The organism is Balneola sp. (assembly GCA_002694685.1).
Classification (GTDB): Bacteria; Bacteroidota; Rhodothermia; order Balneolales; family Balneolaceae; genus Gracilimonas.
This window is the reverse complement of the sequence record NZMW01000017.1, coordinates 206,359-232,870: the sequence shown is the minus strand read 5'-3', so window position 1 is coordinate 232,870 and position 26,512 is coordinate 206,359. Positions and strand designations below refer to the sequence as shown.

Sequence of the window (26,512 nt, the reverse complement as noted above, 5' to 3'; positions counted from 1 at the left end):
TCTTAGGATTTACTTTTTATCTACGCTGATTTTCACATCAAAATTATTGGGCTGAATAGTAACATTTTTGTTCTCAGGATGGAATGGATTATGAACCCTCCAAACTTTTGGTTTTTCTGAAACAACATCAAAAACGATATAAACATAATAATTTTGTTTTAGCTCCTTCGCAGTGTTCAATTCGTTAATGCTAAGATAGAAGTTTGCATTTCCGGGTTTAGCCTTCGTCGATTTTACTTCTATATATTTTGGGGTGCCATCCTCATAGAATGATTTTATGTCGTATCCTTCATAATCAAATTCAGCAGGCTGCACTTTTTCTGAAAGCTCTTCTTTCCCTTTAGCTAGCAGTTCCGATCTCTCCATGTCAAGAACAAATTTTTCTCCCCTGTTACCCAATTCCTTTAACCTTCTCGCCCTCTTCAAATAATCCGGATTGGATTTAGATTTCCCCCTCGAACCAGAACGATTACTTTGGTTAGGATTACTACTTAATTCTAAATCAATCCACTCCGGTTTAGCATTTTTAGGAAATACAGGACTGCGGTAATCATCCAATGGGTCATTTCCTTTGTTTGAATTTTTCTTCTTTTCGCCCGGACTTCTTGGGTAATAGTCATACAAGAAAACAGCAAAGAGATCTACAGACCAATCTCTCATGACTTCATCTCTGTTTTTGAATTCAATCAAAGCGTCCCTTTTATAGACAGGATCTGCTTTTATCAATTCTGGTGGGGAGTCAATGTTTAATTGTACTAAATAGTGTTTGAGGTGTTCGTTGGAAAAGATATTTAGATATCTTTCAGGATAGTAGCTAGATAGAATCTTCCCTTTAAACATTGGAGAAATTTTGTTCTTCACTATCCTGTCTAAATTTTCTTCCTTTCCATCTTTAAGTAGATTCAGAATTTCCTGCCTTACATTCTCATATGCTTCTTCAACAGAGTCTCCGAATTTTTTAGCAAATCTATATTTCTGCTCTTCATCAGACTCAATCTTACCATAGTAAACTCCAAACTTAAAGGCATTGGAACCTAAGATTCTCCCTAAACCACTTAGATCTCTTTCAATTACATAGCAAAAATTTTCGCCCCTACCCTCATCCTTATCGCCTATTGCATACATTTCAAGGGGCATTGTATTGATGAATTCAGGGGTGAATTTTTGCGTAAATTTATCTCTAAGCTTGTATAGACCTTGTCTCTCTTTAAGTATTTTTTCTCTTTTCTCCTCGAACTTAATTTGTTCTTCTCTAAGTTGATCATTATGCATAATAATTTTTGTAATCCTAGAACTCGTTCCCGTTGTTTTGGCAGATATTCCTATCGGCTCATTATTCTTCCAAATTATCACTCCTAATAAAAGCTTACGCTAACTTACTAGCAAATAATAACAAAGAGTCTCACCGGAGTTTAAAAAATCAGTTTATTTACAGTATTTCTATTTTTTGTTATGATAAGACGGACATTGAATTCAGGATATGCTTTATGCATTACCCAGGTTTGGAAGCCTGCGTCGTATGGATACTTAGATTTGGTTAGGTAGGTACTCATTTAATCATCTCATTACTTTCAAAATTCCAATCCAATTGATTAGTAGCATTTCGGAAACTCAGTACCTCCCCAAACTTATTCTCTACCCATCTAGCCATTTCTTGCAATTGTTCTTCTTCATTAAAAAACATGGCAATTGGTTTTTCGAACCTAATGTGACCACCATGCTCATTTGTAGAAAAAATATCTTTGGATTCAAATTTTTTATCCTGATAGTACTCAGTAGCAACTTCCACAAACTGCTTATAGACAGAATTTTTCCGGTGCACAAAAAGCTGCACAGCAAGTACTGGTTCATCTTTATACCTGATTCCCTTAAAATCATATGAGACCAAAACCTCACTCCACTTTTCTCCTATAACACCACTACAAAAAATTGCTAAGCGATTGTGATTTGTAATCTGACTACTTGAATTAATACCACCACTAATAGTACCAAAAGTTTTGAGCTCGTCTTCAATTACTGAAAATACTTCATGAACTTTACTGGCGATATCACCATAAACTTTTAATCCAATTAAGTCTTCATGATTAAATCGTTCATTTCCAGTCATTTTATTCTCCTTTAAGAATTGATAGAATTCTTGTATTAATTGATTTTCTATTGTGTAGTCTTTCAAAAAGTCAGCTATATCAGCCCATCTAAATTGTTTAAAGCTTGAATAACCTTCTTTATTATCGATGTAGAGTGAGCAATACCTCAAATACATTTTGCGACCGTTCTGTGGTCTTTCATTTAGAATTTGTTGGTATTTTTCCAGTTGTCCTGCCCCCTCCCCTGATTCAACCTTCATTTCTAACAGGCAAAGTGCTGAATTTGACTCAAATACCATATCCACGATACCCAAATCACCATCTATGGTTCTATAACTCCTTTGTGTAAAAACATTGATCTTACCTGAATTATCTATTTTTAAAACAGTCTCTGCGAATTCATTAAGAAGCTCTGTATTACTCCTTAGAATACCTGCCAGGCATTCAGTACAGTAGTCTTCGGTTGGGGTATTTGATCCCCTTGACTTTTTATATAGGCTAAGTAAGTCATTAAATAAGTTCATCCTCTGTACTTTAAAACCCAATTCCATTCACTGCCAATTCCGGCTGCAGGCTACCAGCATCACAAATTTCCGCTAACGTCATAGGCTTAGTGATTTCAATTTCTTTCCCGAGATGTTTGGCTAATTCGTTCGCCTTTGGAATGCTTAGCTTAGTAAATTCATGTATCCCCTTTAACCGCCCTTCCCGAAGCAGGGCCGAATCAATATCATCTAACTTGGTGTTGAAGGTGCATATAATATTCAACTTAAGAAAGTCAGCCGGGAAGCCATCAGTGAGGTTGAGAAGGTTAGAAACAGCATTGGAGTTATCGGCCTGTCTTTTCATGAGCACCGTTTCGGCATCTTCAATAAGCAGCACACTTCCGGGGTGATCCATCAGTACGCCAATCAAATCAGGTGAAGCTAATTGATCGGCATAACCCGGGGTGATGTAGATCGCTTTGTTTTTAACCTGACTTAATATCGTTTTGATGAAGGAAGTTTTGCCCGTACCCGGCTGGCCGTGTAGCAGATATAATCCACTATCACCCTCATTGTTTATAGAAGAGATCATTGCCTCCCGAAGTTGTTCAACTTCAGAACCCAAAAATGTGGTCAGGTCTTCTTCATACGGAGTGAATTCTCTGAATTTGATATGAATGGACCCTAATTCACTTTGAAGAAACCCAATCTCGAACTTCGTCTGATCTTTTCTTAGCCCTTTTAATTCTGATTTAAAACGGCTGACCATTTTTGCATTACTATTGTGATCATAAAACATCTGGACATCTTCATATTCTGAATCAAACCGCAGCGTGATACCATCTTCCAGATGTAAAAAATGTAGCTCGCCATCTACACCTCGAAGGTTATCTTTCATCCACAAGATCCGGTTTTCAGGTAGCCATTGGTACTGCTGTTCTACTTTAGCGATCCAATCCTTCCACTTGCCCATACCAACATCACCAACCATATATTTACTTGGAAACTGATTCCGTCTTAATATATGTAATGACTGTCCGAATGTGCTAAAATGTTGAAGGGCGTCGATCTTATCAGCTGCTACTGATTGACTTGGGTTACTTGATTTATGATGCTTCATTATTCTGATTTTTGATGTAATCGCATCTAAACTTATACACGAACCCTGACACAAGCTGTCACCTCCACACTAGATAACCTGAAAATTAATGTTTTTCTGATATCTCGTTATATAATCCCATAACATTGTAAATTCAGGTTTTCACCAATAATCATACATTTTAGGCCGTTAAATGACAGCTTTTCCTTAATTTTCTGTTTATTGGATGCATAGTTTTCGATCTTTCTCTCTTGACTTCCGAATCCTTCCGTACAGTTCCGAATCCTTCCGAATCCTTCCGTTTACTTCCGTTTACTTCCGTTTACTTCCGTTTACTTCCGTTTACTTCCGTTTACTTCCAAAAACGTCCAATTCCTTCCAATTATATACCTGATTACATATACCTGACACCGCACACTAGAAAAACTGTAAATCGTTCTTCCTCTGCTTTCTAGGTTATCAAGTATATAAAACAGATGAATTTTCAGATTTTCGTCAATAGACATACTTTTGATCCTTTAAAAGAAGCTTTTTCTTAATTATCTGTAATTCTGTGTGTTTCTCAAAGATGATTCTTGAACAGAAAAGCTATTTTTCTGCTTTTTTTGCTCCCATAGCTTCTCACCATTTTCCTGTAAATCTTCTATAATCTGAAAATCGTCGGTGGTTAATCCTGCTTGATTAGCTACTTTTCTAATCATTTCGTCATAAGTAAACATATTTTTAGATTTTCTCTTTAAATCATTCGTAATAGTTTCAGGATACCCAAAAAATGATCCTGGTTTACTTCTCAGATGAGGTACTCTTTCTTTGTAATAATCAGATTTAGAGCGATTAAACATGGCTTTTTTAAGCTGATTTACAGAAAATTGAGCAATTACCTGAAAAATCTGTTTTTTAATATTCTGATTATCCGGATCTAAGGTATTATCAAATAATAGATTCCAATAACTGCAGACTTTCTGATAATCTTCATCAGAAATAGAATTACTAGTAGTATTTATTTTGTTTTTATTTAAGTCTTTCTTTAGTGTGTTCGAATTCTGAACCGGTTTTAAGTTCGGAATGTAAACCTTTAGCAATTCAGAATCTGAACCCTTCCTTTCAGAATTTGAACTACCATTTTTTGACAAAATATCTAAGTAATCTTCGTTGATACTGTACCAAAATGAATTCTTCTTTTTCTGTTTTTTGATGATTCTTTTATCGACTAACTCATTAATTGCATCAAGCACCGTGTTTCTTGATAATCCCGAATTATCTTCAAACTGAGTGATAGAAATCATATCCCCTTTTTTCTGATATCCTTTCGATTTTCTGATTATTACCGATAAAATCTTAAAGGCACTCGGTCCAACCATTGGCATCACGTCGTCTAATAAAACATTCGGAAATTTTGTGAAGTAAAATTCTGATTTTTTCATCGTTCTACCTCAACCTGAATATTCTTTCAATTACAACTCTTTCGAAGTATTTCCTTCGACTCCCACCAAACTGTATGGATGGTATATATCGTGGGTGACTCTCATCGAGATTAGATCGATTTAGTATCGTTCGATGATTTAATCCGGTTAGATCTTCAACCTCCCTGGCTGTGATATACCGTTTTTCGTTGATTTTGTGTTTTTTGGAATTAAGCAGAAGATCAAGCTTCTTCTCAATTCTTTGAAGTGTATCTGTTTTCATTTTTTTAACCATTTCTTACTTAGTGATTTAATTTCACACAAATTCGAAACGGTCCACGCCGGAAGCCAGCATGCCAAAAAAGTATTTCTGAATCAGAATTCAGAAATTTCTACCAATGATTCAGAAATTTTAGCTGATTTTCAGAAAAATGGATTTCTTTTCAGAACTCAAAAAATGAAATTTACTCGTCTGCGCGTCCTCTTGTTAAATTTTGCCTTTTTCTTTCATCCCCAATCCAAGTCGATAGTAGTTTATTGATACTCGACTTTTCATTTTTCCTTTTAATTTTGACACCTTTTTCAAACCAAATTTTCAGCTTTTCTACATCGGCATCTGAAAAAGCATTAAAATCATCTACAACTTTATCCCGATAATAATTACATGCAGCAGCAGCGGATGAAAACTCAATTCTATATTCATACTTCCCTTCATCAAGAATCTCACCTTCAACCTCTCGAATTATACGTAAGCTTATTACTGATTTCGCTAGCTTCTCGAGAAGTTCCCAAAGCTCCGGAACATCCTCTTCAAGGGATTTTACTGTAATTATATCCCCAACATCCTTCCTATACTGTTTATAAAGATTGATAAACACATTATCTAACTCTTTACTTTCTCCTTTATCAAATGCCTTTTCATATTCTTTTTCATTCCCAGTAGGAAATGGTATTAACTCTGGAATTTCAACTCCCAAACTAGAAATCCGTTCTAAAAGAACATTTCTTTTGCCATCTAATTTTTCAAGTGAATTATCTGTGAAGCCTTCATATAGTTTCCTTGTTTTCTGCACATATTCAAAATTCCATCCCTCCATTTTCGAGTAATGGACAGCTAAATCATCATATGGAATATCATGTCTAGGAAAACTACTCATACCTTTGCAAGTGTAAATGATATCTAGTATTTCTTGCCGTGTTTCTAAAAATCCCATTAATCTATCCCCTTTAAAGCATCATTAATATTACTAGCATCCAGGTGTTCGTATATCATCGTCGTGTTAATAGAAGCATGTCCCATAATCTTTTGAACTATTACGGGAGACACACCTTTTGCTAATAAATCGGTGGCGCAGGAATGCCGGAGCCCATGAAGCGTTGGTGAGTTTGGAACCTTTTCAGCCATCTTAACAAACTTTTTGTATGACTTTGATAGAGCACCTGTATCCATTTTGGACCATTCGTCTAATCCTGAAGCACTGGGAAAGACATATCCGTCATTTGGGCTACCCTGGTCCTTGTGCCACTTCTTTAACCGTTTGTATAGAGGTTTTCGAATGGGAATCATTCTTTCCATGCCCGACTTTGTTGTATTCTTTTCTGTATTAGTGATGATGATAACCCCGTATTCATCATCTTCTTTCTTAGGGTTTTTAAACACTACATCCTTCCAAGTTAGATTAACAGCTTCTTTAGCCCTCAAGCCACAGTAGTAAATAGTTTCGATCATGGGCTTAAACCATAGTCTCTTCTGATGCGGCTTCGTCACTGCTCCTACCTTCTCTTGTTTTTTATAGAATGCATCAAAAGCTTCAAAAATTTGATCCAACTCTTTCCTTGATACCGTCTTCTGTGTAATTTTTTGTGGCACCTTTGGAGCCTTGATATTCTTAGTAAGATCTTTTTTGAGGATTTTCTTTTCGTGCAGCCATCTGAAAAACACAGACAGGTGTGTGAGGTAGCTTTTCTGGGTAGCAGCAGCCAAATCGTCTTTGAAGCAAAACTCTCTGATATCACTTTCTATAATCTGGGTTACCGGCATGGTTCTTCCAACCTGCTCCATTAACATACTCAGGTGTTTTGCATAGTTATCTTTGGTCTGCTGATTGGCCTGACTCCTTTGTTTAACAAATTGTTCGGAAGCATCTTCCAATGACATATGCTTTCCTTTGAGGCTTTTCCTTTTCTTTTCTGCTGCCATCTTTGGAGTCCAACCATTAAATGGATCTATTTCTCCGCGCTCGAATTTATCCTCAAAATCTAAACGTAGTTTTTCTGCTTCTCTCTTAATCGTTGTTCCCAAGCTAAATGTCTTTCTTTTAGTTTTTCCGTTTTCTGTTCGGGCAAATCTGATATAATAGACACTTCCTCGTTTTTTTAAACTAGCCATCTCTGTTCCATTTTTACTTTTGATTGTGGGCTTTAGTGAAATTTTGTACCCATTTTTGTACCCACTAATTACGTAAATAGTGTGGAAAAATGAAAACCCTTCATTTTCAAAACCAGCAACTAGATCATGTTAAGACATAAAAAAAGCCCCTTAAACGTTATTTAAGGGGCTTTTTTGGCTAATATGTGTAGTAAAAATAAAAGTGGGCCCGGCAGGACTTGAACCTGCGACCAATCGATTATGAGTCGACTGCTCTAACCAACTGAGCTACGGGCCCTTTTGTTAATTAAACGACGATTTACCCAAAAAATACCTTGAACTTGAAAGCTCATGTACACCAATACGTACACCAAAGAAATTTTGTACACCATTGCTACCCAGTTTTTGGCGGCTGGCGTTATTATTTTCAAATGTGTAGATGATGTTAGGCATTCCTCGAAAGTCGCTTACTTAGGGAAGTAAATATAGGGATTATTCTCAGCTCAATTCAAAATTAATTCCCTCTATTTTTAAGAAAATCAGTAAGCGTCTCAGCTAACTTTATTTGAATATCAGAAGCTTCCTTTTTGCCTTCTTCAGATTCATCGAATTGATATTCTAAAATTTCTTTAAGTGCTAATTCAGCTCGTTCTTTTTTCGACAAATTCTTGACACCCTCTTCAAAAGGTTTCCCCTCACCTGTAAGCAGCCAAGTTCCATTACAACCGGAACCAATAACGATTCGGGCAAGCACTTCGGAACCAGGTTTTTTTATCCTCCCACTCTTCAAATCAGTAATTAACGAATAGTTGGAAATACCACATTTGTCTAAAAATTCTTTTGCAGAATTATATCTATTGCTAATTAAAATAATTCTTTCAGCGATCGGGTTTTTACTCATTTTGCTTGACTTGTATTAATATCGGGGCGTAACTTATCGTTAATTAACTAAAATTCATTTACTTACAAAAGTAAGTAGATAAAATAATATACCCCATGTCTAATCAAATAACAGAAACTCATTATAAATTGAAGATAGCGCTGTTGGTTAGAAGAATTGGCATCAAAGAATTCGCCAATAATTTAAGGAAACCGGATGGTACGATCGGGATCTCACACCAAGCACTTATAAGAGTAGCACAAGACAAAGAAAAAACTCCCTGGATCAAAAATGTGATCCATAAAACAATCAAAGAAACCAGTAAAGATTACCCAAACATTTGGGAGGAATTATTCAAAAGGAATGACGCAAACTAAACAACAGCAATTATTTAAAGTATTAAGTGGCATTGAAAGCCAACTCGAACATGTAAGATTTTTAATAAATGAATCAGTCCCGTCTGGTGATTGGATTGACACCAAAGAGTTTTCAAATAGATCAACTCTAAATCATAAAACAGTATGCAATTATGTGGGTAAGGGTACAATCAAAATGACTAAAAAAATTAGGGGAAGACATCTTATTCATATTTCGGAGTTGGAAAATTGGAGCAAGTAAAACGACTGTTAGTACCCACAAATTCAAATTCCATTAATAGACTGAACATCTTAGGCCTTGCTGCTTTGATTGTTTCCAGTCAAGAATTAAAAAGTTTTTCGGAAATCTACCTACGGGAAGAAAATAGCGACCTAAGACAGGTCATAAAAATACTTTCGGATGCTCAACAAAAACTTAACCGAGTGATCTTGCAATAGGTCAAACCTGATTGACATTCTACGAAGCGATACCTCATGTGAGAGAAGCATCCAGAAATGATATTATCGAAATCATTTCTGAACGCATTCCTTTAAAAAAATCTGGCAGTTACTATAAAGCATGTTGTCCATTTCACACAGAAAAGACAGCCTCTTTTTATGTTCATGAAATAAAAGGAACCTATAAATGCTATGGCTGTCAGGCATGGGGTGATGCGATTAGTTTTGTTGAGTTTTATGATGGACTGACCTTTAATGAAGTCATTTATTTATTAGCCGACCGGTATCACCTAACCATTTCAAATAAAAGTAGGAAGAAATCCCAGCAGGCAATAAAAAAAGAAGATGATATACTTCCGGGTTACTCCTCGGTAAAGTCTGAAATCCTGAAGACGAAGATAGTTTACGTAGCATTTAAACAAGGCGACGCGCCATTCACGCCTATTCTTTTCATAGATGGCCAGCTAAGCCTTGATGCTGCTAAACTTTTAAAAAAACGAGCTCAGAAAATCATATTCGTTGCTCAGGATACTACGTGGAAAATACTTAAGCCCTCCTTTGAAGCGGCTTTAAAAGCAGAACTGGAAGTATTCGCTATTCCAGATTATTCCAACGAATTCCAGGAAATGGACTGGGTGGACTATTGCTCTGCTCAGACTACCCAAAAAATTACAACTAAAGATGTGATACAGCTTATTGCAGGAATACCTGACAACATCACCCGATCTGTGTACATCACTTATGCAACAGATAATTTCAAAGAATTGACTACACAATGACAAACCCAATGTTTAACGCCGATTTTTGGCGTTGGTATCTGCGTAAAGAGTTTAAAGAATTTACCCATTTAGCAGATACAACCATCCTTATTGAACGAATTCCGAATGTATTTTCTGAAAACAATCCCGATTCGTTTCTCACCTTAAACCTCGACACGGAAATTTGTACTGATTCCGAGGGCAATGAATTCAATATGATTGAATTTATTGCCATAAAAGAGGACTCCGAACGGCAGTATGCGGAAATGAACCTGGCCGTTGACTATGAGCGCTGGTTGGCCCAAAAATTTCAAGAAAACGCGGCCAAAGAATACGAACGTGACTTCGATAACTACCAATGGGTACGCAAGCGGGGCGGCGAAAAGGTGCCTGTAACCGATTTTGATCTTATTCTGGAGTCCATAATCGAAAAATGGAATCCGGAAAAGAAAGAATGGGAACGCACCTATGTTGGCCAGCTCCGCTACCTTCGGGGAGGCATTCCGATGTACAAACCCTTCAATTTTGAACCTGGACAAACCCACAGCGTGGAGGAATTTTCCAAAAGCGTATGGAATAAAGACGTGCTCCAGGTAAAAAACATGAAAAACGAGGACATGCGCAGCTTCTGGCTGCATGTAAACATCGAGTTTAAACCCCGCATAGTCCGTGAGTTTGATCACTTTGGGATCATTTCTTTTGAAAAAACCCGGTATTTACTTGCCGGTAATGTGCTGGTAAGCTTTCCAAAGAAACCATCTGATCACATTAAACTCATTGCCCAACGTGACGGTGCTTTTCCTATTGGCGATAACAAGTTTTTAAAGCCCCCGGAAGATGCTATTCACTTACCGCATTACGATTTAGGAATAGCCAATACTGATGGTTATTTCCAAAATGCTCAGGAAAGCCTGTACAATGACCAGGAATTTTATAAAAAATTGGTGGAAGTCGAGCATCACTTTTGTGGCATGATTGGAGGCATTACGGAATTTAGGCTTTGGGGGAAATTTATCATCGCTTACGTGTTTGCGTTTGTGTTTTTTGACGAGATATATACGCTTCATAAGCATGTCATCTTCCTTTACCTCTATGGGGAGGGTAACGTGGGTAAAGGAGAAATGGCCAAACTTATTCAGGATTTTTTTGGAATAAATCACCTCGATAGTTTGAATACACCACCGGCTCGGTCGGTGGATGAGGCGCTGGAGCAAAAATCCCACATCCCCCAGTGGATTGATGAGCACGTTCCCCAAGTCCCTGGCAAAAAAGCCAAGATTGAAGACCAAATCTGGAACTCCTGGTTTGAACTCAAGCCACGACCTACTAACATCAAAAAGGGCAACAAATGGGGAAAGGAACATAAAGTCGTGCGTACCATGCCACTTTTTTGCAGCAACTTTTTGCCCGCCACCGATCACCTGCTTAGCCGATCGCTGATCATTCATTACAGCAAAAAGACGCGAGGGCCTGAAGATCATGTAAAAGAGCTGCTCAATGATCGGGTAACCCTTCAGCGTCTTATGCTTTCTTTTCTAAAAAACTACCATCTTCTCAACCGAAAAGACTTCATTCGGGATATGGAACGTATCCGGCTCAAGCTCAAAGATGCCGTTAAAACCGAGCTGGGTGATAAAATGAAAGATGTGGTACTCCAAGATCGGCAAATAAATCAGTTTGCCTCGTTGGTTACGGTTTCCTACTGGCTAAATCCTAACTACCGGAACCTGATATCGGGTTCGCTGGACGAGCTGGAAGAGATCAAAGACAAAGCCATGTACGATGATTATTACCGCAATTTCACCAAGGAACGTAATGAGGAACGGCTTCTCTCGGTTACCGGGGAAGATCTTTTCCTTTTTGCTCGGGATGAAGTGGTTAAGACAGCCATCCGGTACTCTTCCCAAGATCCACTTACCGAATTTATTGAAACCATCGGTACACTTATCCAATCTTTGAAGGTTACCGTACATCATTTCAATTGGACCAAGGACGGCACGCTCAAAATTTGGGCCAAGGCGATCTGGGACATCTACGAATACGAAAAAAGAGGCACCGATGGCATGGTTCGCCGTGATATCGTGGATGAGAAGCTTCGGGATTTAAGCGATTTGACTCCGGAAGGCGAACTTAAGGTGGTGAACTGGACCATTGTTGACAGTTACAGCAACCTAAAGACCGATACCATTCGTCAGCGGGGCTATTACCTCCCGAATGCGGTAGAAAACGAGCTGTTTCGCAACGCCTTTAACTGGGACAAATTTAAGCCTGCTGGAAGCCAGCCCTGGACGGAAAACACCGAACTGTTTAAAGAAGAAATAGCTTCGGCGTGAGCTATTTTTTTAGCTATAGAATAGAAAAGACCGAAAAAGAAGAAAATCTATGTTTCAATGTTTCAAAATACTAAAAACATACTTTATGATACTTTTAATACACTTTTTTATGAAACTTTTGCTGAAACATTTATGAAACACCATGAAACATTCACCCTTTTTACTGAAACAGGAATGTTTCATCTGTGTTTCACGGGTATTTCTTCTAAATCATTGAAATTATTTACTCCAAAAATAAACGCAATCCATCGTGAAACAGGCATGTTTCAGGAAATGTTTCATAGAAATCAGCCTTTAAATATGCCTTAGTGTAATTTTTAGGTATTTGAAACATTTTTTTGGAATAAAATGAGTTTTACCGGAAAATCAATACATAACCATCACTAATTAGAAACTCCATGCAGACTGAAAAATCCATGCAAGAAATAATTGACCGCGAAGTTATGACCATCAAAGAAGCCCAGGTATATGTAGAGCAAAAAACGGGGATGAAAAGCAGCCTTTTTTATGATTGCGTGCGTCCTCTTCTTTCTCCCCGTCCCATGGCTATCAATCAACGCACCCGAAAACCCGCTCATTTTGTAGTTGCTAAAGAACAAGTTGAGCAGGTCATTTTCAGCATGAAAAAACAAATTGAGTAAAAAAGAATAATTCCAATTCACTCAATAAATTTTTTCCAATTTTTTGTGCTTACAGAAAATTTTTACTTGCTCACATCCCCAGCTATTGCTCCAAGGGCCATTTAACTCCATTTATATCCTGCCTATTCTGTGTTCGAACCAAACAGAACACAGATGGCAGATCATTCAGAACATATACACGACACGCTTGCTGATGATAAAATAGGCGGAGCTATAAAAGCTTCTCCCGGCCGGCCGCCGGCTGAGTTTTATTCGAGTATGAATATTCCGGCTAAGTTTTCTATGGCTGGAAATTATTACCACGAGCGCTGCCTCCAGCTCGAAGGACAACTAACGGATGCGAATCGCAAAATCCAACAGATTACCGACGAGCTTTTTCAAGCCAGAAAAGACCTTTCCCAAGATAAAACCGAATTACTGTTAGCCCACCAGAATGAGATCGCCAGGCTGAAGGAGGAATTCAGAGATAAACTCGATGGGCATAAAGAAGCTAACACGTCAAAGGTCCATGAATTGGAAAAAGAAATTGAAAAACTGGACCGTGAACAGTTCAAAAAAGACCTGGAATATCAAAATGCTCAGCAGTCTCCAGGAAATCAATTTGTAGAACAGTTCGTCAAAAAAACCCCGGAGGTAATTGATACCCTTGGCGGATTAATAAGCATCATCGTTGGGCAGCGGCATGGATTAGGTCCTATAGCAACCTATACACCTCCTTCGGAGACCATTAACACTGCACCTGAAAACGAAGCACCCTCATCTGGTGAACCTATAGAGCATTTTCCTGAAACTTCCAGGCCATCACAACCAGAGCCCCTTCAAGAGGAAGCTCAGCCGGAAGAGCAAACTCAGGCAAATAACCCAACTACCCCCAATCAATGAGCATGCACTTCCCTTATCAAAAATTAATACAGGCTGCCTTGGATTTTATGGCTATCGATTCCCCCTCTGCGGCTCGCTATATAACCTATGTACGGGCCATACAATCACAAATTGGAATCATTCAGGGCATTGAAAACAGACCTTTGACGGCCAAGGACTGGATCAGTATCGCTATTGAATTGGGCAGAAGGGCATTGGAAAGAGATATCGGCGCGAAACGAATTGCAGAAAGTATATATCCCTTAGTGGATGGATCAGGGCAATTTTCGACCTATGCCGGTATCTCTGCCAGTGCTGCCACCAACCTATTACTCATTTGGTCGGGTACTTTTTCACTCCGACCAGAAGAAAAAGCGCTATTGGTTGATGTAATTGCAGAACTGCAGAAGCTATACATAACACGAACTAATCCAATTGCCCACTCATGAGCACAGTACAAACGAAAACGATCTCCCAACTGCGAAATCAGCTGTTCTCCATAGCCGAGGAAGCAAGGATTACCACCGTGACCCGAAATGGACAATTTATTGGAGTCCTAATTACCGAAAATTTCCCCACAGATGGGTTGGCATCCTTAACTCATAAAAGAATCAAGGAAAATCCCGTCTACTCGATTACCCAGCTTACTAAGGAGTTGATGCCTTGATGCAAAGTGGCTATGTACAGATATTACCAGATACCCAGCAGCAATACACCAGAGCACGGGCTGTGGATGCTTCTTTGGGAGCATCCACAGTACCTCTTTCTACTCGACGCCAGGCGTACCCCGGTGTAGAAAGCGTGCTATCGGCGGCCAGCAGGCTGGTTACCAAATATACCGGCGACGAGCGTATTCGTTCACTCGCCCTCAAAATTACAAGTACGATCCGACGGCACCGGCTTACCGGACAACCCGACCTGCGAAACATTGACGCCATTGCCTCCGCCATATACAAATGGATGGTGCGCAACGTGAATTATGTGCGCGATCCGTGGGATGTCGAGCGTATTCAGTCGCCCTTTGTCACCATAACCCAACGGGCAGGTGACTGCGACGATCATGCCATTTTAGGAGCCGCCTTACTGCAAAGCTTAGGTATTCAAACGGGTTTTCGTATTGTCTCACGAACCGGACGCCACTTTGACCATATTTACGCGGTGTACCAATCACCTGCGGGGTGGAAATCATTCGATACCACCGTACTGAAATATCCCGGCTATGTATTTGATGAGCGGCTCATTAAAAAATCCAGGCACGTCACCAACCAGATGCCGGAAGGATTGGGGCTTGATCCCATTACGCTACTCACCACGGCTACCACAATGGCCAGTACAGGGATGACGCTTAAAAATACCTTGTCCAGCATATTTGGAGCCAAAGATAAAGATGAACGTCAATTGCGCGGTGCCCTGCGAGACTACCTCATGCAGCGGGGCGTGCAATCCGAGGTGATCAGTCTTTCCCAAAAAGACAATGCCTCCCTTCAGCGCTACGCACAGATTATAGATGAACTTGGTGCCCCGGCGGTTCAGCAACTGAATCGCTACGGGCAACTTTCCCCGGTTTGGGTTACTCAACAACAAGCAGCAAATAAAACCAAAAAAATGGGGCTGTATGCCGGTCTTGCCATTGGAACCCTGGTTCTGATTGGTGGCGGGTATATGCTTCTAAATAAATAGACCATGAGTAAAAGTGGATTTATCATTCCCTTAGAGGATACTGTCATTGGAGAGGAAGACACGGTGATTGCCGTAGCCATCAGTCCGGGACTCGGCAACTGGGAAGAATCTGACCCGTGCCGATACGCCAATCAAAGCTGTAAAGGCAAAATGTTTGGCAAGCTGAAAAGCTGCCGACGTCAACGCGAGAAAAGTCAGGCGCTATGCAAAGCGCACGAAGCATCCCTACAAAAGAAAGCTCAGTGGGAAGGCCAGCGCGAGGAAATGATGCAGGCGCTCCAGACCAATCTTACCACCACCGCTTCCCAGCAGCAAACAGCCAACTCGACCATGAAGTCGGGTATTGCTGTGGGGGGAGTCGCCCTTACCGGAGCCATTGCCTTGGCGGTTTTGATGCTGAAACGAAAAAAGAAATCTTCTAAATAAGCAGGCTTTTCCCATGACCAAACAACCCAGCGGTTATACCAGTTTTGATCTTCTCAACCAGAAAGCGGCTATCGTTACCCAGCCTACCCAAACCAAATTTGGCTCGGCTTTAACCTCTATTAGCGACTTACTTAAGACCGCGACTGATACCGTGGTGACCATAGATGGGGTCGTCAACAAGAGCGGTAACAAGTCTGGAGGCGGACAACCGCCGGTGCTATATCCCGGCCAAGGCGCACCTGCTCCCAGCGGCTCGGGAGAGTTGATCAAGTATGCGGGCATAGCAGGCATCGCCATTGGCGGTGGCATTATTCTACTCAAAGTGCTGAAGAAGTAAGTATGCAAGCAGGACGAATTTCAACGTATTTAGATGGTGGTGTTCCAGGTGGACATGCCCCTATGGTATTGCCAGAGGTAGAAGATACTTCTTACGAGCAGCCCGATATGCAGGTCATTGAAGTGGGCGAAGGCGAGCAGCCAACAGCGAAAAAACTATGCCAGCGACTTCAGGAGCAGCCGATTTCACTTTCGCAGTGGATTCGGAATAACCAGAACACCTTACTAATCGCAGGTGGCCTTTATATGGGCTACCGCTTGCTACGGAGTTAAGATGAACGCGCAATCAGGATATATCGACACCGGAATTGGGCAGCTCAACCTGTCCAGCAATATCATAAGCTCTGATGCGGTAGAGCTTCGCATTATCGGACGCAACCCCGCCTCAGGGAACCCGCCCAGCGGGGTTCCGTTTTCCCTCGATCTTGAGGTTGAAACCTTCCGCAACTGGGCTAAAGTGCTTTTTGTGCCGTTTATGGCCAGCTGGGGGCAATGCCCCGACGCCCTTGTGGTGGTTCGCTCGGTGCAGACTGCGTCTGTATTAGGCTTCCAGCGGTTCGGAACGTCGATGATGGACGGTTGCCGCGCACAGGGACGACTCGTTTTTGACCGTTCGTTTGTTCCCACCTCGGACCATAAAGTGGTTTTTGAAGTGTACCCCGAAGATGTTGATTTGAGCAAGCTATCCGCTTCCGATCTCATTGCAAAGTCCGCACCCATTTCCCTCGACCTTGACCAGAAAACCGGCGAGCAGTCCGGGGTGTATTCTCCACCCACCGAGTCGTGGTACAAGATACCCGAGCTTGGGCCAGGTAACACTCTTAGCGAAGTTAATAAGTTAATCAAGCGAACAATTGTCATCGGCGGAATATTTGGAGGATTATATCTATTTGCCCCGATGCTCCCCGGACTTCGAGCGGGTATCAAAGCTTTAGCTCCAAAAGCAGGTGCCGAATGAGAACTGGGTATGTACCACATACCGGCACCGGCCTGCATGGCATGGACGATTACCTGCAGCGCACCTCGCAGAATGCTTTCAAGCTGTTTGCGGGGAAACTTCAGAGTGCCACAAGCGGTCGTCGCGGCCAGCTTGCCACGATGGGACTCAACCTGGCCAACCTGACCACTAGTAAAGCAGGTATCAACAGGGTATATGAACAGCACGCCGGAGTTATTGACGCCTACTTCGAGTATGTGGATCTGGTGGCTCTGTCAAAGAAATTAACTACCGATGATCCTTTATCATCCTCAGCTAAATCACCACTGATAAAGTATAGCTCTACACTTCTGATCGGTATCACAATAGGTATGCTGGCACATCGAACGTATAACTCAACATCGAAGAAATGACTCTCAGTAAAGGCGCCTCAGGACAACAGGTAATCAGGCTCCAAGCAGGATTGCAAAAAGCAGGCTTTGATCTACCTCAATATGGTATTGACGGAAAATTTGGAAGTGAAACACAATCTGCCGTTATGAAAGCTCAACGCAGGTATTCTCTTCCGGTAACCGGAGAGGCCGGGCCAACACTACTTTCAAAACTGGGGGTATCCAATGCTCCATTAAACATGAAAACAGATAAAAAAACCATGCTGACTAAAGCTGTTCTGGCTGGCATTGCCATCGGTGCTTTAATTGTGATCGCTAAAAAAATGAGGCACCGTTGATATGGACATCCAGAACACTCTGAGCGCCAAAGAACTGGCAAAAATAAACATCAAAGGCATCAAGATTGCCCAGCCCTATGGCACACTTCTTGGGGAACCGGAGAAAAATGCCGTCATCTTTATCTGGGGTGAGAAAGGGGCCGGAAAGTCCACCTTCAGTTTAGGCCTTGCAAACGCTCTTGCACAGCACGGTAGAGTCGAATATATACCAGCCGAAGAACATTTCGGTAAAACACTCATTGACCGTGTCAAGCGATTAAAAGCAACCCACAACAACCTGAACTTTACCAAGTGGAAATCACTCACATCGCTAAAGGAAACCCTGCTGAAAAACAGATCTGCCTTTTGCGTATTGGATTCTATTTCTGTCATTGACGCCAAAGACGCCTCCACGGTAGAACTGGCACAGTGGTGCCGCGAACAAGGCATTGGGTTCATCATGGTGGCCCATGCGACCAAAGATGGCAAGTATAAGGGCAACACCAGTATCGCACACGAATGCGACATTGAAATTAAAGTAACCAAAGAGGGACTGGCTGAGACCGAAAAAAACCGCTATCAGTTATTAAATGCCATCAACGTTCCTTTTGGCTCGTCAGGTACTGCCGAAACTCTAAAAACTATCCCCCCGCTAACGCAAAGCCAGTATGAAGGAGTGGAAGACCAGCTATCTAATAATGAGACCTCCACAGATGAGGAACTCATCGACTTCTTTCAGGATGAATTTGGTCTCACTAAACAGCAGGCAGCCCATTGGGCCTCAAAAAGAGGAAGCTATTTGATGAATCCCACGCACAGCGAGCCACGCGAAAATCCCGTAGAGTTGCCATTTACGATCTCACTCAAAAAAATCAATACCCTCCACAAACTGCGCTCCTGGAAACGGGTGAATTCCCTGCTCGGCTCCAAGATGCCGTGCTACGCCAAACAGCACTCCGGGGAGTCCGAACGGGCTACCCTTAGCATTCGCTACGTGCCAGATTATTACAACAAACGCTATATCGTGGAGCTGCTTATTGACGGAGAGCTGAAAACCCAGATTTGCACCGAAGGGGCCAAAGGCGGATTTGCCGCTTCATGGGCGCAGCTGGTGAAAAAGCACGGCAATCTGGAAGTGCAGATTCTCGCCCAGGATCACGCGAAAAAAGTACTGGGCGCGCGGGAGTACCGAAGGCAGGAAAAGCTTCAGAGTAAGAATTCAGATTGTCCGCCAGCAAGAAAATCCAACACAAAGAAGAAGCCTAAGCGAAAGCCTACTCCGCTCAAGAAGAAAACAGCCAAGAAAAAACCGGCCGCAAAAAAATCCAAAGCGGCACCTAAGCCCAAAGAGCAGGCCATTCCAAGGGCTGAAGTGGACCTGGAAGCCGCTCGAAAAAGCCAAGCCAAACTTGACACCTTTTTAGAAAAAGTCCTTAGCTAAGCTATGCCAGCAGTTTATACAAATATCGACCAGATTACCCACCTGTCCACCGGCGACTTTGATCACTGGCTGGGTGACTGGGACTCCGACGGCATTGTCAATATTGATGATCCCAACCCGCTTACACCGGGCGACACCGCCCCGGTTTCTGAGGCCGAACTGGCACCGCAGATCAAGGCAGTGATTGAGGCGAAAAACAACTACATCCCGGCCCTAAAGAAAGTCATGAAGGGGCTTTTGGCTATGAATCTGGCGTTGGTGGTAAAAGGCCGCATTAAAGAAGTGTATTCCACGCTAGGCAAACTCATCCGCAAAAGGTTTCCCTTTACCGAAAAAATAGCCACCAATGCCGGAGAAAAATATACCACCGGCCTGACCGATGTGGCGGGCTGTATGGCCATCGCCGAAACGCAGGCGCAGGTGGATAAGATTGTGAAGCGCATACTTTCGGGCGGCTTAGGTGAAGTCTGGGAACACGAAGACAAATATAAAAACCCAGCGAGTGGTTACCGCGCCCATCATTTTATCCTCGTAGTGGACGAGCAGTACCCGGTAGAAGTCCAGGTAAAAACCAAACGCATGTCCATGATCTCGGCGGCCTCGCACAAGCCCTATAAAGTGGGCCAGCTCAATGGAGCGCTGCTGGAACAACTCACCCAACTCGCGTGGAAAGCCGACAAAGGCGACAACGAATCAGCGGAAAAACTGGAACCCTATTTAGCAGATCTGGAAGCGCTTGAAACCCAACTCACTCTTCGGTTTAATTCAGGCAACGAGCTCCAACAACTTCAGACAGATTTTGAGATGGTCACCAGTAAACTCGCCCTCGCGTTTCAGCTGGACAAGTTTCCGGCAGAGCATAAAGAAGAAGCCCTGGGGCTTTTCAGGGCACACGGACGCATCATTGGTGTCGATTTTGACGGGCTATTTAAACAAGCCTCTACTGGGCAATCGAAGCCCGCCGGACAGCCCAAAAAGAAATCAGGCCAATCAACTTTTAAGTTTAGTGATACCGAACTTTCGGAATTTCCTCCCATCAAACTAACGGCCTCCGAGCGTCGCAAGGCCAACGAAGCAGCTATCGCCGTGCTTCAAAAGGAAGATCGTGCGATTACCAAATCCGATATCGAAGTACTTCGGTCTTATACCGGAGCGGGTGGTTTAGGCTACACCGAATCCACCGAGCAGTCCAAGCGGGGGCTCCTTAATGAGCATTACACGTCCTACCCCGTGGTTAAACTCATCTGGGATAAGCTTCAAAACATGGGCGTCGCGGGTGGCAATATTTTAGAGCCTGGTTCGGGCGTGGGTAACTTTGCCGGATTCCTTCCCGACCGCGAAAAGTTTCGCATGGTTATGATCGAACGCTCGGCCATTAGTTCCCGCATTGCGAGCCTGCTCTACCCGATGCAGACCGTGCGCCACGAGAACTTTGCGGACACCGATCTTTCCCTGTACAACCTCACCGGCGTAGTGGGGAACGTACCCTTTGGCGACCTTAAAATTCATACCTCCCGCGACCCACTAGCACCGCTCAGCCCCCGCATTCACGACTATTTTATCCTGAAATCTCTGGACGCGTTACAGCCTGGTGGTTTCTTGGCCGTGATTACCTCAACGGGCACAATGGACAAAAAAGACCCGTCCATTCGGCAGGCAATGGTACAACGCGCGCGTTTTGTCGGAGCCTACCGGTTGCCATCGACGGCATTTAAAGATAACGCTGATACTACCGTTACGACCGATATTCTGTTTTTTCAGAAGTATGGGGAGCACCAGGGAGAAATCCATCCGGACGTGGACTCCACACTTAACCGACTGTTTGCCCATGACACGCTCATCGAAAGCAGCGTTTCTCATAATGGGGAAACGTACACGGCCTATTACAATCCCTACTTCAAAGAGCACCCAAGCTATGTGTTAGGCGAACATATTCAGGGGCACCACGTTCAGTTTTATTCCCGCATGGGCGTGAAAGGTGACCTTACTGAAGGTCTCATTCAAAAAGTGCTTTCCGACGGACTCACCTTTCCATACGCGCTTCCGGGCGAGATGCCGCTCTACAACATTCCCGATGATGGCATTATGCTCGACCTGCCAAGATCGTACCATCCGGGGAATATCATTGTCCATGAGAATCATTTTTACGAGAAGCAGCGACGGTTTTTCAAGCGGCTTAGCCTTAAAGGCGGCTCCGGGCTGGAGACCCGCATCGGCTCAGCCTGCCTGCTGCTCGATAAATACGATGACTATATCACGGCACTGGCACAGGAAACAAGCGAAAAAGATGCCCTGCGAGCTGAATTCAAGCAGCTTTTATCAGGTCACATCGAACAGTACGGTATTCCCGATGAAGACGAGGACATCCGAAAGGTATTCAAGTTCGACAACCGGCTCTACAAGCTCACGACGTTGGTGAAGCGAGATCCGCTTAATGGAGAACTGGTATATGCGGACATCATCGACGCCGATTCTATGTTCAACCGCAACTACGTGCCCGCCGTCAAAGATTCTGACGACTTGGCTGAGCTGGCTATGTTTGGCCGAAGCATTGGCGAAACTTTGGACCTGGATTTCTACCAGTCGGTGTACAAAGGGGGAACAGCCAGCAAAGAGGAGCTGGAAAAAGCGCTCCAGGATCACCCTGACTTTTACTGGAATCCGGCAACAGGAAACCACGAATTTCGCTACCAGTACCTGTCTGGAAACGTGCGCGAGAAACTACAACTGGCCCAAGAGCACGAGCTGGAAAAGAACATCAAGGCCTTACAGGAAGTCGTGCCAGAATGGATCGACGTGTACAATATCACTGTGGACCCGCAGCACGTGTTTACCTATCTACCCGCCAAAGCCATTGAAGAGTGGATCAAAGATGAGATGAACTACGACAAGGTGGAAACCGGTCTGGTCAAAGACAAGGCGGATCTGGGCAACCGGTTCTACATGAAGCTGCGAAAATGGGGGCGGTATGTTTCCCCAGGCGATGAAACCCAAGATGATATTAATCTTGGCTGGGGCGAGACACCATTCACCAAGATCATTACCTCCTACATTCAGGACAGCACCTTTCCACTGAAGTTTTATGATGAGGACGATACCCTGATGCCGTCGATGACGCTCAAAGAGGCGCAGTCCATGAAGGGCGAACGGGGCCAGATGCTGATCGAGCGCGCACGGAAAATACAGCGCCAGAACAATAACCGGATGCTGACGCACGTGCCCAAAAAGTTCAACAACTGGGTGCGCACCAAAGCCTCTTCCGAAGTCCGAAGCCTGATTGAAACCGCCTACAACCAGACCTACAACGCGGTGATCAATCCGCCCTTTGACGGGCGCACCCTTCGAGTTCGCGGCATGAGCGACACCTTCTACGGGGTGAAAGATTTCACCGTGTACAAGCACAACCGCGCCATTGCTGAAAAACTGGTGTGGAATGGTAAAGGCGCTAACTGCCACGATGTGGGAGCCGGAAAAACACTCGCTTCCATTATCACCTCTCAAGTGCTACTCCAGCAGGGAGCCGCCCGAAAACCGATGTTTGTCGTGCCCGGAAAAGTGCAAGAAAAATGGGTGGAAGAATACCAGATGCTCTTTCCCGACGCCAAAGTCCTCAACATGAAAATGGCCGGTGGCGACAAGCACAAAGAACTTACGATGGCCCAGCTCTACAACTGGGACGCTATTTTTATCGCCGACCACGCTTTTAAATCACTGCCACTGTCTCCGGCGGAGCAAGCCCGTATTTACCAAGAGCGTATCGACTACTTCAACCAGATGCTGGAGAATTTCGAGGATCTGCTGGAGGAAGACGAGGCGATCTCGAAAGCGGCCAAAACTTCCATGATGAAACGCATGGAAAAGCAGATGGAAGAATGGGAAACCAAGCTTCGCAATGTGGCGCATGCCAAACGCCTTGAAACCGATATTTTCTTTGACGAGCTGGGCGTGGACTGCCTGTTCTTTGACGAGGCGCACTTCTACAAAAATGCCCTGGGCTCTGCTAAAGCCGCCAAGCTGGGAATCTCGGCGAACAAGCCTTCCCAACGGGCCGAAGACGCCCTGCAAAAAACGCGGTGGCTGTTCAGCAAAGTAGGTCATAAAAACGTGTTTGTGCTTACCGCAACCCCGGTGGTGAATTCCCCGGTCGAAGTGTGGCACATGCTCAATTTGTGCGCCCCGGATCTTCTGGCCAAATACGAAATTGAAAACCTCGACAACTTCATTAACCTGTTTGTCCGGGAAGAAGAAAAGATCGTTAAAAAGACCAACGGGGAATACCGCTCCGAGCGTGTGGTGGCCGGGTACTACAACCTGCCCGAAATGCGCAAGATTATTGACGAGGTGATGGACATCAAGAGCTACGATCAGCTCATCGGTTTCTACAAGGAATACCCAGACTATATTCAGGACGAGAACGGGAATACGGTCAAAGGCAAGGATGGAAAACCCAAGGTGCTCCAGCCCAAATTCAAGCGCCCCAAGGCCAGTACCCGAAACGTCATTATTGAACCCAGTGAGTTACATAAGCTACTTTTTGACGACATTATTCTTCGGGCCAACGAAGTGATTGCCTGCATGAAAGACCGGCAGTGCGAGACCCGCGACAACTTTCTGGTGATTACCGGCGATGGAAGCAAAATTGCGACCGACCTACGGGTGTACGACAAAGATTTTGAAGGCATCGACCGCTCGTACCTTAAACTTGGCGCTATGGTAGAAAACGTGGCCGCTTCCTACGTGGCCCGTTCCAATCCGGCTCCTGAAGCCGTTCCCGAAGACCTTTACGGTGACTACTTTAACCGGCCAGGCAGAGGCCAGATAGCTGTCACTCCTCCACATCTTCGAGAGAACCCAACCCATATTGAAGTCATTACCAGCAAGAGCGTGGTAAAAGAAAAAAGTGGTTACTGGGTAGTGTGGGATGAAAAGAAAGAAGTGTATGAGCCCCTACACATACTGAAGCCCAAAAAACCCGAACACACGTGGAGCGAAGGCATTTTTGGCAGCGAAAAAGAGGCTACCGAACGCGCCCAAAAGCTCAATAAAGAATGGGAGCAGATCAAAGCCAGCCGATCCAATCCGGGCAGCCCCGCCATTCGAAACCAGATTATTTTCTGCGACTGGATCAGCCTTCATCAGTCTCAGGGAGGCAGCTACCATCAACTCATCAAATCCGAGCTGGTCAAAGCCGGAATCCCCAAAGAGCAGATTGCGATCATCAACGGGTCCATCATTGGCACGAGCAAAAACGGGGATGACTACTCCGTCAGTAGCAAAGACGACAAGGAAGCCCTCAAGAAAGAGGTTCAGGATGATTTCAACCAAGGCAAGTACCGGGTGGTCATTGGCAACCAATCGATTGCCGAAGGGATGAACCTTCAGAAGTGGACAACCGATATGCACCACATGGATGTGCCCTACACGCCTTCACAAATTCAGCAGCGAAACGGGCGCGGGCTCCGCCAAGGTAACCAGTACCCCGAAGTGCAAATCCATTACTACCTGATGCAGGACTCATTTGATCAGTACCGGCTGGAACTGGTCTCCAAAAAACAGAGCTGGATTGATGACCTGTTCTTTGGCACCGGTAGAGAAGTCTCCACCGGGGGCGACTCGGAGTCGCTGGAATACGAGCAAATGGTCGCAGCCACCAACTCTGATCCAAGGGTAAAACAGTTCTTTGAAGCTTTAGCTCAAAAGAACGTGCTCGATGACCGTATTGATAACCTTGAATCCGAGGTTCAGCGGCTCGAAGCCAGTCAGTCCCAGGCGACCAGCGATATCCAGGGAAAACAGGATCGCATGAAAAGTGTGGTAGAGCGCGAAACCGCCCTGCAAAACTCGAAGCTTCCCGAAAGCGCGGATCTTGCCCTAAAGGAGAACCTGTTTGACGTGCAGTACGGGTGGAACGGCGAGCCGTACCAGCTCGATATCCAGTTGAGCTCCGACTCTAAACGCATTTCCGGCTACCGCATGAAAACCGTACTGGACGTGCCTGAAAACAACGCCAACGGGCGCGTGTGGTTTCACCTGATTCCAGACAGCAATATCCCTGACCGCTCGTTCTACAACAAGCAGACGTGGGGTTCCATCAAACGTATGGCCTCCAAAGAGCTTGGCAGCGCCTTTGGGTGGACGCTGGAAGAAAAGACCGGACAGGGCAAATCCATCTCCGGCAACCTCGGCAACATCATTGCCACTGAGGAAGATTTTTACAATGAATACGGCATCGACATTGAAGTCGAAAAAACTAAAAAAGACGAGGCTGGTAACGAGCAAAGCTTCAAGGCCATCAAAGAGTCCGCTGGGATGTTTACCAGCAAAAAGTGGCAACCGATTATCACCCGAAAACTGGCGGAGCTATTCCTGGAACTCGAAAAAGCGTGGATTAGAACCTTCCAGTCCCGCATGGAACTGCTAAGCAGTGAGCTGGAGCAAACCGAGAAAACCCTGACCGAACTTCAAAAGGTGCTGGCGTCCACAAAGGGCGAACTGGAAGCGGCCAAAACCGCCCGGGAGAACAACCAGAAGACCGTGATCGAACTCAACGATGTGGTTAACCAGCTGGTGGCGGTAAGCTACGACGACCGGAACGAATTGTATGAAGAGATCAACCGGATCGCCCCGAAATACAAGATCCGCAAGACTATTACCGTCCGTGATGTGGGGGCGCTGAAAGGGAATGACCCTAAAAGCGCCCCTAAGCTTCGCGAGAACAAGGCAGATACCATTCCAGCAAAATTACTTAAAAGACACGGCGTACTCAAAACCCTCTACGAAGAACCGCTGGTGTATTCCGGCATTGTCAAGGAACTGGAGTACATCGACGCTAAGGGCTATATGCAGCGTATGGAAGCGGAAAAAGATGATCTGGCGATGATTATCAACGCAAAGGGTACCACTATTTATGTGTTTCCCACGAATTTAATGAGGCTCTCAAAGGGAGCCTACAATGACCCGAAAGCCGCCGAAATGTTTGAGGAGTTTCATCATTTCCCGGCAGACGACTACGATTATGAGCTGTTTCCGCCTGCGGGCGAAAAACTGATCAGTGCCGGTTACGCCGACCGCATTTTGTACGTGAGCGATAAGATTATCTATGCCGATGACGAAAAAGGCAAAGACAATCACTATTTCCACTACTTCGATGCGGGCAAGCGACCGGTGTTTAAATACGGTGATGTGTACATCATCGCTAACGTCAACATAGACGGCAGGGGCATTCTTAATTGAGCCACCCGCCAGAACAACGA

At 44.0% G+C, this 26,512-nt stretch carries 25 protein-coding genes, 1 tRNA gene and 1 pseudogene; 18 read left to right on the top strand and 9 right to left on the bottom strand.

Annotated features, from left to right (window positions below):
• Positions 1 to 9: 9 nt before the first annotated feature.
• The 9 genes from CL667_17155 to CL667_17115 all read right to left on the bottom strand — a co-directional run bounded on the left by CL667_17155 (position 10) and on the right by CL667_17115 (position 8,343).
• Entirely contained in the window at positions 10 to 1,272 is a 1,263-nt protein-coding gene (locus tag CL667_17155) for a hypothetical protein (protein MAL19427.1), read from the bottom strand.
• A gap of 277 nt (positions 1,273 to 1,549) precedes the next feature.
• Positions 1,550 to 2,638, bottom strand: a complete 1,089-nt coding sequence (locus tag CL667_17150) for a hypothetical protein (protein MAL19426.1) — start codon at positions 2,636 to 2,638, stop codon at positions 1,550 to 1,552.
• The gene (locus CL667_17145; GenBank protein MAL19425.1) at positions 2,622 to 3,692 is read right to left on the bottom strand and encodes a hypothetical protein; all 1,071 of its coding nucleotides are present in this window, start codon (positions 3,690 to 3,692) and stop codon (positions 2,622 to 2,624) included. Before CL667_17145 ends, CL667_17150 begins: the two co-directional genes overlap by 17 nt.
• 518 nt (positions 3,693 to 4,210) lie before the next feature.
• Positions 4,211 to 5,095, bottom strand: coding sequence for a hypothetical protein (locus CL667_17140; GenBank protein ID MAL19424.1), 885 nt, complete (start codon positions 5,093 to 5,095; stop codon positions 4,211 to 4,213).
• Positions 5,096 to 5,099: 4 nt separating this feature from the next.
• The gene (locus CL667_17135) at positions 5,100 to 5,369 is read right to left on the bottom strand and encodes a hypothetical protein (GenBank protein ID MAL19423.1); all 270 of its coding nucleotides are present in this window, start codon (positions 5,367 to 5,369) and stop codon (positions 5,100 to 5,102) included.
• 169 nt (positions 5,370 to 5,538) lie between these two features.
• On the bottom strand, positions 5,539 to 6,288 hold the full coding sequence (locus tag CL667_17130) for a hypothetical protein (GenBank protein ID MAL19422.1): 750 nt from the start codon (positions 6,286 to 6,288) through the stop codon (positions 5,539 to 5,541).
• Positions 6,288 to 7,463: a hypothetical protein gene (locus CL667_17125; protein ID MAL19421.1), complete on the bottom strand. Its 1,176-nt coding sequence runs from the start codon at positions 7,461 to 7,463 to the stop codon at positions 6,288 to 6,290. Before CL667_17125 ends, CL667_17130 begins: the two co-directional genes overlap by 1 nt.
• Before the next feature lie 203 nt (positions 7,464 to 7,666).
• Positions 7,667 to 7,740, bottom strand: a tRNA-Met gene (locus CL667_17120).
• A gap of 216 nt (positions 7,741 to 7,956) precedes the next feature.
• Positions 7,957 to 8,343, bottom strand: coding sequence for a hypothetical protein (locus CL667_17115; protein ID MAL19420.1), 387 nt, complete (start codon positions 8,341 to 8,343; stop codon positions 7,957 to 7,959).
• A 95-nt stretch (positions 8,344 to 8,438) separates the two neighbouring features.
• Between CL667_17115 and CL667_17110 the strand changes: the two genes are divergently transcribed.
• The 18 genes and pseudogenes from CL667_17110 to CL667_17025 all read left to right on the top strand — a co-directional run bounded on the left by CL667_17110 (position 8,439) and on the right by CL667_17025 (position 26,492).
• Positions 8,439 to 8,699 carry a hypothetical protein gene (locus CL667_17110; GenBank protein MAL19419.1) on the top strand — a complete coding sequence of 87 codons (261 nt, stop codon included), beginning with the start codon at positions 8,439 to 8,441 and terminating at the stop codon, positions 8,697 to 8,699.
• Positions 8,686 to 8,940 (top strand): hypothetical protein, encoded by a 255-nt coding sequence (locus tag CL667_17105; protein ID MAL19418.1) that lies wholly within the window; start codon positions 8,686 to 8,688, stop codon positions 8,938 to 8,940. Before CL667_17110 ends, CL667_17105 begins: the two co-directional genes overlap by 14 nt.
• A 208-nt stretch (positions 8,941 to 9,148) precedes the next feature.
• The gene (locus CL667_17100; GenBank protein MAL19417.1) at positions 9,149 to 9,916 is read left to right on the top strand and encodes a hypothetical protein; all 768 of its coding nucleotides are present in this window, start codon (positions 9,149 to 9,151) and stop codon (positions 9,914 to 9,916) included.
• Positions 9,913 to 12,228 (top strand): hypothetical protein, encoded by a 2,316-nt coding sequence (locus CL667_17095; GenBank protein MAL19416.1) that lies wholly within the window; start codon positions 9,913 to 9,915, stop codon positions 12,226 to 12,228. The genes CL667_17100 and CL667_17095 overlap by 4 nt, the downstream gene beginning before the upstream one ends.
• 57 nt (positions 12,229 to 12,285) lie before the next feature.
• A complete protein-coding gene (locus CL667_17090) occupies positions 12,286 to 12,537 on the top strand; it encodes a hypothetical protein (GenBank protein MAL19415.1) in 252 nt (83 codons plus the stop codon).
• 77 nt (positions 12,538 to 12,614) lie between these two features.
• The gene (locus CL667_17085) at positions 12,615 to 12,869 is read left to right on the top strand and encodes a hypothetical protein (protein ID MAL19414.1); all 255 of its coding nucleotides are present in this window, start codon (positions 12,615 to 12,617) and stop codon (positions 12,867 to 12,869) included.
• 153 nt (positions 12,870 to 13,022) lie between these two features.
• Positions 13,023 to 13,568 (top strand): annotated as a pseudogene (locus CL667_17080) (hypothetical protein).
• A gap of 230 nt (positions 13,569 to 13,798) precedes the next feature.
• Positions 13,799 to 14,179 (top strand): hypothetical protein, encoded by a 381-nt coding sequence (locus CL667_17075; protein MAL19413.1) that lies wholly within the window; start codon positions 13,799 to 13,801, stop codon positions 14,177 to 14,179.
• Positions 14,176 to 14,397: a hypothetical protein gene (locus CL667_17070; protein MAL19412.1), complete on the top strand. Its 222-nt coding sequence runs from the start codon at positions 14,176 to 14,178 to the stop codon at positions 14,395 to 14,397. The genes CL667_17075 and CL667_17070 overlap by 4 nt, the downstream gene beginning before the upstream one ends.
• Positions 14,397 to 15,410: a hypothetical protein gene (locus CL667_17065; protein ID MAL19411.1), complete on the top strand. Its 1,014-nt coding sequence runs from the start codon at positions 14,397 to 14,399 to the stop codon at positions 15,408 to 15,410. The genes CL667_17070 and CL667_17065 overlap by 1 nt, the downstream gene beginning before the upstream one ends.
• A 3-nt stretch (positions 15,411 to 15,413) precedes the next feature.
• The gene (locus CL667_17060; protein MAL19410.1) at positions 15,414 to 15,836 is read left to right on the top strand and encodes a hypothetical protein; all 423 of its coding nucleotides are present in this window, start codon (positions 15,414 to 15,416) and stop codon (positions 15,834 to 15,836) included.
• A gap of 13 nt (positions 15,837 to 15,849) precedes the next feature.
• Positions 15,850 to 16,173 (top strand): hypothetical protein, encoded by a 324-nt coding sequence (locus tag CL667_17055; protein ID MAL19409.1) that lies wholly within the window; start codon positions 15,850 to 15,852, stop codon positions 16,171 to 16,173.
• A 2-nt stretch (positions 16,174 to 16,175) separates the two neighbouring features.
• Entirely contained in the window at positions 16,176 to 16,445 is a 270-nt protein-coding gene (locus tag CL667_17050; GenBank protein MAL19408.1) for a hypothetical protein, read from the top strand.
• A 1-nt stretch (position 16,446) separates the two neighbouring features.
• Positions 16,447 to 17,130 (top strand): hypothetical protein, encoded by a 684-nt coding sequence (locus tag CL667_17045; protein MAL19407.1) that lies wholly within the window; start codon positions 16,447 to 16,449, stop codon positions 17,128 to 17,130.
• Positions 17,127 to 17,522 carry a hypothetical protein gene (locus CL667_17040; protein ID MAL19406.1) on the top strand — a complete coding sequence of 132 codons (396 nt, stop codon included), beginning with the start codon at positions 17,127 to 17,129 and terminating at the stop codon, positions 17,520 to 17,522. The genes CL667_17045 and CL667_17040 overlap by 4 nt, the downstream gene beginning before the upstream one ends.
• Positions 17,519 to 17,839 carry a hypothetical protein gene (locus CL667_17035; protein MAL19405.1) on the top strand — a complete coding sequence of 107 codons (321 nt, stop codon included), beginning with the start codon at positions 17,519 to 17,521 and terminating at the stop codon, positions 17,837 to 17,839. Before CL667_17040 ends, CL667_17035 begins: the two co-directional genes overlap by 4 nt.
• 1 nt (position 17,840) lies before the next feature.
• The gene (locus CL667_17030) at positions 17,841 to 19,259 is read left to right on the top strand and encodes a hypothetical protein (GenBank protein MAL19404.1); all 1,419 of its coding nucleotides are present in this window, start codon (positions 17,841 to 17,843) and stop codon (positions 19,257 to 19,259) included.
• 3 nt (positions 19,260 to 19,262) lie between these two features.
• Entirely contained in the window at positions 19,263 to 26,492 is a 7,230-nt protein-coding gene (locus CL667_17025) for a hypothetical protein (protein MAL19403.1), read from the top strand.
• The last annotated feature ends 20 nt before the right edge of the window (positions 26,493 to 26,512 follow it).